Below are 13,449 nucleotides of genomic sequence, written 5' to 3'. Positions count from 1 at the left end.
TAGTATATGTAAGTTAACTATTTAATTTCCTTTGCAATATTCACTGTATATATCCTATTACTTCGCCGCCCGGGGTGTTCTAAACGCAACTCATTGGTACCTTTTGCCAACGCTACAGGAAACACAAACTCTCCACGTTTCTCACCAAATGTAGCCAAATAACCGATATTCTCACTAATTTTCTCTCCATTAATATATAAGTAAGAAGGAACCGGATTGCCACCCGCATAAGATACTACCAAATAATATTCACCTTTATGTGGAATGTTTACTTTCCAACTCACACTTCCTTCAGAACTGCCTTTTTCACCTTTGAATTCTACCGAACCATCCTCATTTAGGGATGCAGATCCCTGTCTTTCCATATCTTTAGCTTGACATATCTCTATATTTTCCAAGCGACGTACCACTACACGTTGTGAAGATGTTACTTTTCCATTTGCCAAAGTCTCCAGATTAAAATCAGTCGTTTTAGAGATAGATAAAGGAATGATGCCTTCTGCATCTTCCAAACGTTTACCATTCAATCGCACTTCCTCTGCATGGGATGTTTTATAATGCAAAGCATTTTCATCTGCGTAGAAGTATTCTATTGCCGGACGTTTTTCATTCAACGGAACTCTGTATAATTCGATTCCTTTACCTGTACCCAGATTACGGCTGTACATTCGGTGTGTCGGATTATTCCAATGCTCATGCACTCCCAAGCTACCTTGTTCTTTTCCGATATAAGCTATCCCCGAAGGAGGATTCCCTATGTTTGCCGCCTCATGAAGAAAATTGTCGGCATTGGCACATAAAGGAAGTTCCGAATAAATGAAATCAAGTACCACTGATTCGATAGCAACCTGATCATTGGAAGCCAGAAAACTGGAAGTCCAGCCATTATTGAACGGAGGAAGCCGGAAACGTACCGCTTTCCCATTATGCTTGGGATTTACGTACATAGCATCCACCAGATACACCAAGGTATTTCCACCTATACGCTCGTGAGCCATCAGATCGACAATGCTATTATAAGTGCCCATACCACGGAAAGAAGACCAGTCACGAATAGAAAGATGCAAGGGCGGCACATTGCCTATGGAACCGAACTGATTCTTACCCGTAGCAGTTATAGCTGTCTGTCCGGCACTGTCCCGCCATTTATCGGTCGGTTCAGAGTGTCTTTTCATCAATGCCATGTTAATCATATAGTCGGCTTCGTAAGCCGCACGTGCCAAACTTCTGGCACCTGCATCGGTAATCTCACTGGAATAACGAATTACATCGGGAACAAATCCTCCCCAATTCTGATAATTGACATTTGGATAAACCGGCTGTACATAATCGTAAACAGCCGAAATGCCCCGACGCTGTGCATCATATACCGTAATACAGCTCTGAGGAACCTTCATGATATCCACCAATTGATGCAACAAAGAATACACCGACTGTGGAGTAGTATCAATGATATTAGTTCCACCATTGTCATTCAGATTGATTTTGATAGCAATCTTCTCACCTTTCTTATACTTTACCGCTCCCTTACCTTTCTTATAATTAAAGGTTCTGAACAATTCATCCCATGCCTTATCAATCGTATTCTGGCGAGTCAGTGCAATAATCACTCCCTCCATCATATCATCGACACGTGTCTGACTATTATTATCCGGATCCGAATAAAGTCCTCTTTTTCCATCCCAGGCAGCAGCTTTCGGATCATGTGCCCATGCCACCCGCCCCGGATGAATTCCTTTGGCTACTCCCATCGGAGTGTTGGGAGCATCAATAGGCACAAAACGTCCCATATCAGTACCATTATCTATCTGCTTACGAATGACCTGCCCCATCAGAGAATTATCCACTGACATTATATATAAAGTACCCGACAGTAATATACCGACTGCCAATACGGACAACCCCATATAGAACCTACGGGAATGCCACAAAAGTTTGAAACGTTTCCACGTACCAAATCCAACCAATGTGCTACTGATAAAAGCTACAAAAGAAAAAGCGATAGGAGCAGCGATTTGCTGACAGGGATATTCTATTCTGGAAGGTTTGGGTACAACACGTATCAAAAACCAGATTAGAGCTGCTAACCCGAACAGAGGAAAGCAAATCTTCAAAACAACATTTTTTTTGTTGATTCCAACAATCCGTCCACTCTTCGGACAAGTCTTAAAGAACCATTTTTTTATTTTTGTATTCATTTCATTAGATATATAAGGATTATCTTTCATGGTTACAAAAATAGGCAGATAAAAAAGAGACGATTATCAGTATTCCATCAAATACTTGAAAAATCGTCTCAACCAAGCAGACAGTATCTTATTTCTGTAAATAGACTAACTCTATTCCAATGTCTTTCCCCATATTACGGCTATATTTCTTTTCTTCCGGATTGTTCCAATGTTCCAAGACTCCGAGACTGCCAACTCCTGTGCCATCTCTTTCCGGATCATAAAAAGTAGTGGACAACGGGCGGTCTGCCAGAGCAGCTTCCACCAGATACATATCGCAATAATCCACATCGGCCATACGCGGAAACTCTGAACTTAGAAAGTCAATGCCCACTGCATCGATAGCTACCGGATCTTGAGAAGCCAGCAATGAGCAAGGCCAATTTCCATTAAACGGTGACATCTTCCATTTACCTGAAGGCTCCCCATTCACCTTTTCCGAACCGTACAGGCCATCTATCAGAAAGAGCATTGTCTTTTGTCCCAGATCCTTATGTGCGATATAATCGGTAAAGGTCATATAGCGCGGTTTCCCACCACGGTCCTGATTGAAATTGTTATGCTGATTTTTACGGAAGTCCCGGTTAATATCCGTTACTCCATACCAGTTTTTCGCACAGAGTGTTACCCCCTGACCGCCATGTCCTTTCAGTAATGCCATATTTATCAGGTAATCAGCCTCAAGTGCACAGTTTGCCAATCCTCTCGCCAAACGACCATTATCAGCTGAATATGGAATGGCATCTGCCGTATAAGTCGATTGGGTACGCCCGTTTCCTCCTTCATTATCCAGATACACAACACCGGGAAATTCGGCATGACATTTATCATAAAGAGCTTTCGTAATAAAACGGCTGGCATCAAATACTGTGATTTGCTCCTGAGGTACTCCGCCGTCATTCACCAAACTACGAAGCAAGGCAAGCGTCAGATGCGGAGAAGCATTCAACTGTTCACAATCTTCATGGGAGAAAGTATTATTCTGATTAATCTTGATAGCAATCCTTTCTCCTTTCTTATATCCACGTTTTCCTCTACCATGCTGTTGATTAAAATAAATAAAAAGGGATTTCCAGGCTGCCTTTCCTTTCCCCTCTCCGGTCAAAGACAAGAGGGACTGGTTTAGAAGCCAGTCGGCATCTACCTGATTATTCCAGCGATCTTCGAACCAAAAGCCCTTGCCCTTCTCCCATGTAGCGGCACCCGGTGCATGAGTCCATACTACCCGACCCGGATAAATACCTTTCGCCTCCCCTACCGGATTATTCTTTCCCCATGCCATACGCGGTTCTCTCGCCGGAAGAAAAGCCTGTGCCAGCAAGTCAGTGCTATTTTCTACCAACATCAAAGTACCGAAGAAACAAAGACCTGCAAAAGCAATGACTCCTACCACAACTTTCCGGTTACGGAATGCTTTGCGCAACTTACGCAGACTCACCCAAACTCCCGTGAACGAGAGCAAGTACAGAACAAATGCAGACATCAGCGGCGCCGCTGTCTGCATACATGGATAACTGGCACGGGAAGGCTTCGGAACAACCCGTACCAGAAACCAGATAGTAGAAAAAAGACCGAGTCCCCAGAAGAGGAAGATTCGCATCCCCCTGGAGGAAAATTCCTCTTTCTCGATCTTTTCTTTAAAATATAAATAGATACGCTTCATCTTTATTTTCGTATATCAATATCTTTACTGCGAAGTGCTCTTACGTTTTCTTTATCCGTAATGCCTTCCTTCACTTTCAGATTTTTAATCTCGGCACCGATCACATCGTCTAGTACTACTGCATAGCGCCCATCTTTCTGCTCAGCACTAATACTGCAGTTATCTAACAGAAAGTCTTTCACATGACGCGCCCAGAAACCAAAAGAAGGCTGTATTTTCAAATCACCTACATTATAACGTCCTACCCCGATTTCAGGCGGATACGCTTCTGCATCTTCCGCCGGATGACCACCTTTCACAAGCAAATTCACATCATGGAACTGTACATTCTTAATATACCCTGTATGCTGGCCATTCGGCAAACGAAATGTCAATCCACCTTCTACCACCTCCGTATCCGGTAGTTTAAAACCTGCAATGATGGGAGTTGCCGTACTTTGAGAGCCATCGTATGCTTTCCAGCGATCTCCCCGGAAAGAACTTCCACCATAAACCTCATCAATGTCTACACCACAAATCACAATATTCTCCACCTGCCCGATATCAGAGTTAGTTACCAGCAATTCCTTACGTATGCTTCCATTCTCCGTGAAAGTAAACGGAGCTACATCGGCACCCAACACACGACCTCTATTGGATATAGATATGAAGAACGGAGCACGTGTACGATGCATCACCGAACGGGAGTGTATCGGCCCTGTCTTTCCACTATTCAGATAGACATTTTTTATATGTCCACCATCATTGGTAGATATGGAGAAACCTGCTTTATTAGCACCCAGTACATAAATATTATCCACATATAAATCCTGAATATCATCCGCTGTTTCCGAACCTATCTGGAACAGGTTACAATTGGTATCTCCAACTATATTGCGTACCATATAGTTACGTGCCGGACGGGTAAAACCTAATGAACAATCCGAACCCGGTTTAACAATGTCATCCGAACTGACACGCGAGTAAATGTTCGTCACCGTTACGTCATTGCATGCCATAAAGTCGTAGATATCACGAGCATTCCGGGTATTATGTTTGGCAAAGTAAGTATCGTGCACATGGATGCCATCGGTACCTGTAGCCAGCAAAACAAAATGACCTCCCTGATCTATATGCAGCATATTGCTGACGTCATAATTCTTCTGCCCATCCGCATCTATATAGTAAGGTTCATCCTTTTGCGGATCATACCACATATCTTTATCTATGTTCCAGCCTCCAATCTCAATATTGGTACAAAGTTTCAAAGAAAACATTTTGTCACAGCGCTTCTCGGGAGCATTATTCATTACTTTATCAGAAGTAACCAGATTACCATTGCCCGTGATACGGCCCGTACCCACAATTTTCACATTATCAATGCGTTCTCCAAAGAACATTGCATTACGGAAAAATGTATGTCCCACATCCTGCTTCGTCAGATAGTTCTCCGGATCAGCATAAGGGCGAGGATCGGTAGGAGAAAGTCCCGAACGGTAAGCCCGGTCACTAAACCAAGTTGTTTCCGGCGCATCACCACCCGGAAGCCCCTGAATGGTAGCATCTGCATCCAGATGTAGCCAGACATTGCTTAATAGATGAACTGTCCGTACATTATAGGTACCTGCCGTAAATCGCAGAATACCCCCACCCAACTTACTCATCTCTTTAATAGCTTGGTTTATGGTTTCCGTATCGTCTGCTATTCCATCTCCTTTTACTCCTGCCGTCTTAATATCCTGCAAACCGGAATAGAACCAGGCAATATTTGATTCTCCCTGATTATCACCTCCTTTTACAAGCAGTTTAAAAGCATACAGTTGATTAGGATTCAGCCGACCGGCAGCAGCGAAATCATCGTCCGGCAATATCGTTGTTCTTACAGGTTTCCAGGTTCTTCCCTTATCCTCAGACAATAACAAAGTCACAGACTCCGCATTACGAGGAGCTGTCCAGTAGAAAGAAGTGAAAGATAAATCCCAATTCTTTTTATATGTAAATGCCTGCAAGGGAGTACGGGTAAAATCGGAGACAGTCGTCACTCCTTCAAAAGTTGCAGTAGCAACCGGACTATGCAGAACTTCCGGTTGAGAGGTTATATAATCAGCCTCAAATGCATAATTACCTTTTTCCGGTATTACTACTCCGCGGAAACAAAGACGGATATCAGGGCCGTTAGAGGGACGGAAATCCAAATCTTTAAAGATTAACAGGGTACCTTTCTTCCCATCTTTACGAATTTCCACATCTCCAACCTTTTTATAAGAATAGTTGGTTCCGGTTCTTCCGATAGATTGTTTGGGCAAATCACGAAGAATCACTTCTCCACGACCTATTACATTTACCGTTGTATTGTCCAATGTTACATCAACCCCTTCCGGTACACGGATAGTAACAGTAGTCATCGGGCTACGTTGTCCGGCATAAAAATCAAGTGTCAGACTTCCCGCAGTCTTTATCGTGAATGCAGTACGGTCCAACTTTATCACAGGCGGCAATGCCCCTTTACGTACCCCTACCAGCAAACGCTTTTTAGAAGTTGATTGCATATAATCTCCATGAGCCGGAAAACCTTCTGTTTTTTCCTGTCCGGCAGAAGTAAAAAGACGATAAACGCCCGAACCGGAATGAACCAATTGCTCTTTCAGAGCTTCAACTGACGGCAAGGTAGAACTTAATCCCTCATTCTCAGGAGTATCTACAGTATAGCGATAAGTAGAGCCTTCGAATAATAATAAAGAGTCACGAGTCAGTTGCCAGGGATACAATTCCCCTGCCTGAATGCTTGCTCCTGCCACTCCCAGCAACAGAGACAAAAGAAAAGTTTTTGATAATATAGACCTCATATCCAATAGTGTATTTCTCATAAATCAGCGATTCGTATCGATATGGTTAACATTCTCTTTCAACGCCTTATACCATGTCGGACCGGCAGTAAAGATACAGGCATCTATCCGTGCTTTTTCCTCTTGGTTCAAACCGTCAGGCATATCAACCGGCTTAAAACCTTCTCTCACCTGTTCATAAGGGACACTCGAAAGTGAATTTTTATCAGAAAATGCCCACTCATTATCCAGAAACAAGAAACCGGGAAGTACTTCATCCGCCCTTACTATTTTCAAATCAGGAGTTTGTCCTGCAAAGAGATTATGGGCAAAACGAACATTGCGGGGCATCTTTTCTCCACGGCCTGATCCCAACTCCAATGAACTATTCAGAAAGGTATTATAAGCGATATCCACATTCTCTACCCGATGGTATGAAGTTAACGGTTCTTGTTTCACATCCGTTTCTGCCGTAGGGCGTTCGTAGACTCCTACACGTACCAGCAATCCGAATGACCTTACATCTTTAATATAATTATCATAAACCGTATGTCCCTGGTTAATAATACGAATACCGGCGGTTCCACGCAGATTATGTCCTATAAATGTATTCGACTCTATCACATTATAATGTCCATGACGACAAACCAATCCACCGGCAGATTCATAAAACAAGTTCCTGCGCAATACATTATGACAGGATTTCACAGAAATAATCTCATTTTCTCCGCTACATCTGAAAAAGACATTATCCTCGACAATCGTACGTGACTCCAATTGAGAAGACCAGGAATGCCCGATACGAATAATTTCTGCTCCATTGCCACCGTAAGGCTGACGTTCTCCAAAGAAATTATGATCTATCAAATGATTATTCAAGTGGTTATCAGCACTCAGCCACACCTGCAACACCAGTCCACCTACTCTTTTATTAGCAAAGTAACAATGGTCTATCCGGTTATTGGTTCCCCGTAATCCAACCCAATATTCATCTCCTTCATTCGGTCGTTCACCTTTCTGAGGATCGTTGCACTCATCAATCACACAACGAGTCATCCGGCAATAAGAAGCATACACACCTTTTTCCCCTTGAAAATCAATCATATCATGCCCTATGGCCCATGCCTTATAAAAAAGCAAGTCTTCCAGTTGCAAATACTCTCCATATATCTTCAGCCTTAACTTACCGGAAATAACAGCCTTTCCGGGATTCTCAGCCCGCCAGACAATCGGTTTACCAGAAACACCCTTGCCAGTAAAATGTATTTCTTCCAGATTATGATACGTTCCGTTTTTCAGTACGACGGCATCCCCCGGCTGCAAGTTTCCACTACCCAGCAACTGCTTCATTGCCTGCACATCTCCCGGTGAGAATGTATACTCCTTGGCACTGGCAAAGAGCGACACCGTTAAGAGCAAAAGAACACAAAGTTTTTTCATCATGTTTTTCCAATTAGAGTTTAAAAATCACAGAGCAAATATAGATGATTAAAACATGAACAGAAATAGGTAACTTCCCTCTGGAAGTAGTTTGAGAAGATACTTCAAAAGAATGGTACGTTTTTATAAATCTGAAGTGCAGATATAAAAAATCGTCCCCTTACATTGTGATTACAACGTAAGGGGACGACCCTATTCTAAATCGTTTTTTTTATTTCTTAGGAGCCGGAGAAGAATATCTTGCGTTCAATCCTTCTACGATTTCTTTCGTAATGTTATAGATGCTGTCAGCGTACAACAGATTGTCGAAACCTGTATTACTGATAATCATGCTGTATCCTTTTGTTTTATTATACTCTTTCAGGAAAGCATTGATAGAATCGCGCAATTGCAGGCTATTCTTTTCGTTTTCGCTCATCAACTCTGACTGCAGTTTGTTGCTCAAAGTCTGCAAATCCTGTTCCAGCTTGGCAATGCGGTTGTATTCCTGCTGTGCTCTATCCTGAGAAAGGTATGCATTATTCTGATACTTCGTCTGGAAATCCTGTTTCTGCTTATCCAATTCACGAGCTTTCTGGTTCAGCGTCAAACGAACATTTTCACTCTTCTTTACCATACCTTCATTCAGGTCGATGCAGAAATTATATTGTGCCAGAAGCGTGTCTATTTCAACATAAGCAATCTTCATTCCAGTAAGTTCACCTGAAGCTTGGCCTGACGTAGTTGCCGTTTGATTTTCAGCTTTACCTGTACACTGAGAAAATAAAACGATAAGTGCAAGGGCAGCCAAACCGTTTACGAGGTAGTTCAATCTCTTCATAACTTGTAAAAAATATAGTTTTAAAATTATTAATTCATACTATCATTTAAGGCTTTTTCCAGTTCATCAATAGAAAAACGCGGCTTCTTCTGTGCTTCCCTGTCTTGCGATTGGGCACACCCAATACCTCTCTCCCGCATTGCTTTATTACCGCTGACGTGCCCGTTAGGGAACTTTCCGCCTTTCACAAAAAAGACTTTTACACCTAATAATGCAATGCAAATAGCAACTATTAACAAACTTATCAATACTGTATCGAGCATTTCTACTATTTTTGTAATACGAAAACAGACCGCATTTCAGCAAAATGAAAATAAAATTTTCTTTTGCACTCAATTTGCTCTATTTTTGTGGGTGCAAATATAGGGCTTTGTATGGACTAACCCGCTTTTTTTACCATAAAAAAAGAGAAGCGGTTATAAAATAGCCAATTGTTTTAACCATATTTAGCAATAAGAGGTTAAATACGAACATTCATAAAGGAATTAATATGGAAAAGAATGAACTGAAACCGGCAGGTGTTTTTCATTATTTCGATGAAATCTGCCAAGTGCCGCGTCCTTCAAAGAAGGAAGAGAAAATGATTGCTTATCTGAAAGCATTCGGTGAGAAACATAAGTTGGAAACGCTGGTCGATGAAGCCGGCAACGTCCTCATCAAAAAGCCCGCTACACCGGGCATGGAGAATCGGAAAACCGTTGTACTGCAATCTCACATCGACATGGTGTGCGAAAAGAACAACGATGTGCAGCATGATTTCCTCACCGACCCGATAGAGACTGTAATTGAAGGTGAATGGATGAAAGCCAAAGGTACAACGCTGGGAGCCGACAACGGTATCGGCGTAGCCACTGAACTGGCTATCCTCGCCGATGACAGTATTCAGCACGGACCTCTGGAATGCCTGTTTACAGTGGACGAAGAAACCGGATTGACCGGTGCTTTTGCCCTGAAAGAAGGTTTCATGAACGGAGATATTTTGCTGAACCTCGACTCGGAAGATGAAGGTGAACTCTTTATCGGCTGTGCAGGAGGAGTAGACTCCGTTGCAGAGTTTACATATAAAGAGGTGGATGTACCTGCCGGATATTTCTGTTGCAAGGTACAAGTGAAAGGTTTAAAAGGCGGGCATTCCGGTGGAGATATCCACATGGGACTTGGCAATGCCAATAAGATACTGAACCGCTTCCTGAGCCAGACTTTCCAGAAGTATGATATGTACCTGTGCGAAATCGATGGTGGTAATCTGCGCAATGCCATCGCTCGCGAAGCACACGCCATTATCGCTATACCGGAAGACAATAAACACGATCTGCGTGCCGATCTGAATATATTTGCAGCCGAAGTACAGGCAGAGTATGCTGTAGTCGATCCGACGTTGCAACTCGTTTTAGAATCGGAAAATGCTTGTGCGAAAGCTATTGATAAAGATACCACCAAACGTTTGCTGCAAAGCCTCTATGCTTGTCCCCACGGAGTTTATGCCATGAGTCAGGACATCCCCGGACTGGTGGAAACTTCCACCAATCTTGCATCTGTCAAGATGAAGCCGGGTAATGTGATTCGTATCGAAACCAGCCAGCGCAGTTCTACTGCCTCTTCCAAACAAGACATCGCCAATATGGTACGTACCGTATTCGATATGGGTGGAGCCAAAGTTAGTTTTGGTGACGGCTATCCGGGTTGGAAGCCCAATCCTCACTCCGAAATACTGGAAATTGCAGTCGAATCTTACAAACGTTTATTCAGTGTAGATGCTAAGGTAAAAGCCATCCATGCCGGATTGGAATGCGGTCTGTTCCTCGATAAGTATCCTTCACTGGATATGATATCCTTTGGTCCGACTTTGCAAGGCGTACATTCTCCCGATGAACGGATGCTGATTCCTACAGTAGATAAATTCTGGAAACACTTGCTGGATATTCTGGCTAATGTTCCCGTAAAGAAGTAACAAAAAACTCCCGGCAGAATGTTGGTTATCTGCCGGGAGTTTATTTAAGAATTCCTTTATTCTATTCATCTATATTGCTTTATAAAATCGATAATCATTGTACTAATTGTATCTGGGGAACGACGTGCATCGAAAACAGAAATAATTACAATAACATCTTGAATAATCGCATAATAAATAATATTAGGAGTATTAACCAAATAACGAACCTCCATTTCATCTATAGAGAAACGAGGATCACGAACTCCTATTCTTGGGAAAGATACTAACAAATCAACATGATTGTTTATTTTATTATAAACTTTCATAGCAACTGTAGAATCAAAATACTCTTCAATATAATCCAATACAGTAGCTAAAGTTTCTTTCGCAGAACGAGACCAAATTATTTCCATCCCATTCTTTCTTTTACCCAAATATCCATTTGAGAATGAGGAGTACAACGACCCATTTTATAGTCATCTATAGCCGAATCTATTAGTATTCGCATAGTTGCTTCTGGAATCATTTCCAAATACTCTTCTGCACTACGAACTGTAGAATTATAAACGGCCATCGGTTCACTCACCTTTTGCGACTGTTCTTCCTTTTCGGGGTAATATTTAGGTTTATCCATTTTTCTTTTTTTATAAACACAAAGGTACCACTAATATGGAAATAGTCAAAAGAAAAAGTACTTTTTATAATTTCACTTTTTTCCTTGTTGCACATGAAAATGAAAATACTTTCTCATAAATAGCACATAAATACTACTCAATAATACAATTATCCCCAACAAATACCAATAACCATATCCCACAAAACAGAAATAGCCCAATATGACCAAAGCTTGCATCAACATATAAACCAGTGACACCGCCACATGAGGTATTTTCAATTCATTCGCCATAAGCTGATACATGTGTTTCCGATGAGGTAAACCAATGTTTTCATGAAGCATTAGTCGGTGAACGATAGTCAAAACACTATCAACACCATAAACAGCCAGAAGGATAATCCAGCTGAAATCCTCAGTCTTGAGAATTAACTTTCCTATCAGGAAAAGAAGTATAAAAGCAATACTTACAGAACCTACATCACCAGCAAAACATTTCGCCTTCTTACGAAAGTTGAAGAAACAAAAGACCAAAACAGAACAGAGAACCGTATAGATTAGAGCAGGTTCTACAAACTGCGTTATTTCAGCATTGATATAAGCCAGTGCACCAAGGATAACCAGCGAATAACCACCTGTAATGCCATTGATACCATCCATGAAATTATAAGCGTTAATGATGCCCGTACAAACAATTAACGCTACGATAATCCACCACCAGGGAAGAGTAAACAATCCCCATTGATAAAACATCAAAACCATAGCAGTAAAATGCAACATCAATCTTAAGCCTTGGGAAATAGAACGAATATCATCCACAAAACTGATAAACGTTATCAAGGTTAAAGCTAATATGAACCAAGGATATTCCCAATGGTTAGTCAAGAAATAAGCTAATGCTCCAAAATAGAAGATGATTCCACCACCACGCAAAGTAATCCGGGTATGAGAACTTCTCTCATTAGGCTTATCAATGATATTGCACTTATCAGCTATCCTAAAATAAAAAAGTTCTGCCAGAAATAGCAGAACCAATATAATCAGGTAATACATAACCGTACTTGCCCCTTTAATTTTTAATTATTAATTCTTAATTTGAAAACGATTTTATCGTTTTCATAATCCCATTAGCAGCACGAACAGGCATTTGTTCAATGCCAAGTGCTGCTTTAATCTTCTCATTACTCACCACATAATTCTCTGTCAGTTTCCGCAAACGTTCAGTATTCAGCGGCAGATGAAGTAAAGTTCCTAAGCCTGCACAACCTTCCATCATCTTCCGGTTCATCTTCCAGATATGAGGTACTTTACCCATAGCCTCACACATGAGAGCAATCAATTCATTTGTAGATAGAGCTTCGTCATCACCCATATGATAAATACCACTCGCTACATTCTTCGTCAGCAACCCTTCCACCACATAACATAAGTTATCAATCGAAGTGAACGAACGCTTATTTTCAAAATCTCCCAAAGGCCAGGGAATACCTTTCTTTACCACATTATAAAGCAGATTCAGGTTTCCTTTATTGCCCGGTCCATGAATCATGCAGGGTCTCAATATATATACCTGCTTCCTATCGTCATGCAGTTTTAATTTTTCATTTTTATTTTTTAATTTATCGAGAATATAATTCTCTGCCGCTATCTTACTCTCTCCATAAGGTCCTATTGGAGTAGGTATCACATCTTCCCTCAACACATCCCCTACTACACTATCGGCAGCAGCCTTCACTGAACTAAAGAATATGAACTTCCTAGCTGTAGATTCCAGAAAGAAATCAAAGATCTTCTGAGTCAGTCCTGTATTGATATCAAAATATGCCTGTGCAACAGACTGATTCTTTGTATCATGTGCTTTACCGGCCAGATGGATGATGGCATCAAATTGTGGCAAACGCTGCATTGGAAAAGAAGTTGATTCAATATCTTCCCAAGCAAAAGTCTT

11 protein-coding genes are annotated in these 13,449 nt (G+C 41.5%); 1 reads left to right on the top strand and 10 read right to left on the bottom strand.

The window, feature by feature from the left end; all coding sequences use genetic code 11:
- Nucleotides 1-17 precede the first annotated feature (17 nt).
- The 6 genes from DWW10_RS22860 to DWW10_RS22835 form a co-directional block, all read right to left on the bottom strand.
- Nucleotides 18-2,198, bottom strand: coding sequence for a DUF362 domain-containing protein (locus DWW10_RS22860; protein ID WP_118422372.1), 2,181 nt, complete (start codon nt 2,196-2,198; stop codon nt 18-20).
- 118 nt (nt 2,199-2,316) lie between these two features.
- A complete protein-coding gene (locus tag DWW10_RS22855; protein ID WP_118422363.1) occupies nt 2,317-3,891 on the bottom strand; it encodes a DUF362 domain-containing protein in 1,575 nt (524 codons plus the stop codon).
- A gap of 2 nt (nt 3,892-3,893) precedes the next feature.
- Nucleotides 3,894-6,737, bottom strand: a complete 2,844-nt coding sequence (locus DWW10_RS22850; protein ID WP_118422364.1) for an endopygalactorunase — start codon at nt 6,735-6,737, stop codon at nt 3,894-3,896.
- Nucleotides 6,738-6,740: 3 nt separating this feature from the next.
- Nucleotides 6,741-8,138 (bottom strand): polysaccharide lyase 6 family protein, encoded by a 1,398-nt coding sequence (locus DWW10_RS22845; protein WP_118422365.1) that lies wholly within the window; start codon nt 8,136-8,138, stop codon nt 6,741-6,743.
- Between the two features lie 208 nt (nt 8,139-8,346).
- Nucleotides 8,347-8,955: an OmpH/Skp family outer membrane protein gene (locus DWW10_RS22840; protein ID WP_118222595.1), complete on the bottom strand. Its 609-nt coding sequence runs from the start codon at nt 8,953-8,955 to the stop codon at nt 8,347-8,349.
- 29 nt (nt 8,956-8,984) lie between these two features.
- Nucleotides 8,985-9,218, bottom strand: coding sequence for a hypothetical protein (locus DWW10_RS22835; protein ID WP_007214686.1), 234 nt, complete (start codon nt 9,216-9,218; stop codon nt 8,985-8,987).
- 227 nt (nt 9,219-9,445) lie between these two features.
- Between DWW10_RS22835 and DWW10_RS22830 the strand changes: the two genes are divergently transcribed.
- On the top strand, nt 9,446-10,906 hold the full coding sequence (locus DWW10_RS22830) for an aminoacyl-histidine dipeptidase (RefSeq protein ID WP_118422366.1): 1,461 nt from the start codon (nt 9,446-9,448) through the stop codon (nt 10,904-10,906).
- Nucleotides 10,907-10,971: 65 nt separating this feature from the next.
- Here DWW10_RS22830 and DWW10_RS22825 read toward each other — a convergent pair whose 3' ends face one another.
- The 4 genes from DWW10_RS22825 to DWW10_RS22810 form a co-directional block, all read right to left on the bottom strand.
- Entirely contained in the window at nt 10,972-11,301 is a 330-nt protein-coding gene (locus tag DWW10_RS22825; protein ID WP_118422367.1) for a type II toxin-antitoxin system RelE/ParE family toxin, read from the bottom strand.
- The gene (locus DWW10_RS22820; RefSeq protein WP_118422368.1) at nt 11,292-11,522 is read right to left on the bottom strand and encodes a hypothetical protein; all 231 of its coding nucleotides are present in this window, start codon (nt 11,520-11,522) and stop codon (nt 11,292-11,294) included. Before DWW10_RS22820 ends, DWW10_RS22825 begins: the two co-directional genes overlap by 10 nt.
- Before the next feature lie 72 nt (nt 11,523-11,594).
- Entirely contained in the window at nt 11,595-12,554 is a 960-nt protein-coding gene (locus DWW10_RS22815) for an MraY family glycosyltransferase (RefSeq protein ID WP_118422369.1), read from the bottom strand.
- A 37-nt stretch (nt 12,555-12,591) separates the two neighbouring features.
- Nucleotides 12,592-13,449 (bottom strand): NAD-dependent epimerase/dehydratase family protein (locus DWW10_RS22810; RefSeq protein ID WP_118487372.1); only part of this gene is annotated, 858 nt, incomplete at its 5' end.

Origin of the sequence: Bacteroides intestinalis, assembly GCF_003464595.1 — a bacterium.
GTDB classification, from domain to species: Bacteria; Bacteroidota; Bacteroidia; order Bacteroidales; family Bacteroidaceae; genus Bacteroides; species Bacteroides intestinalis_A.
The sequence above is the reverse complement of the archived record's forward strand: the minus strand, read 5'-3'. Positions and strand labels throughout refer to the sequence as shown.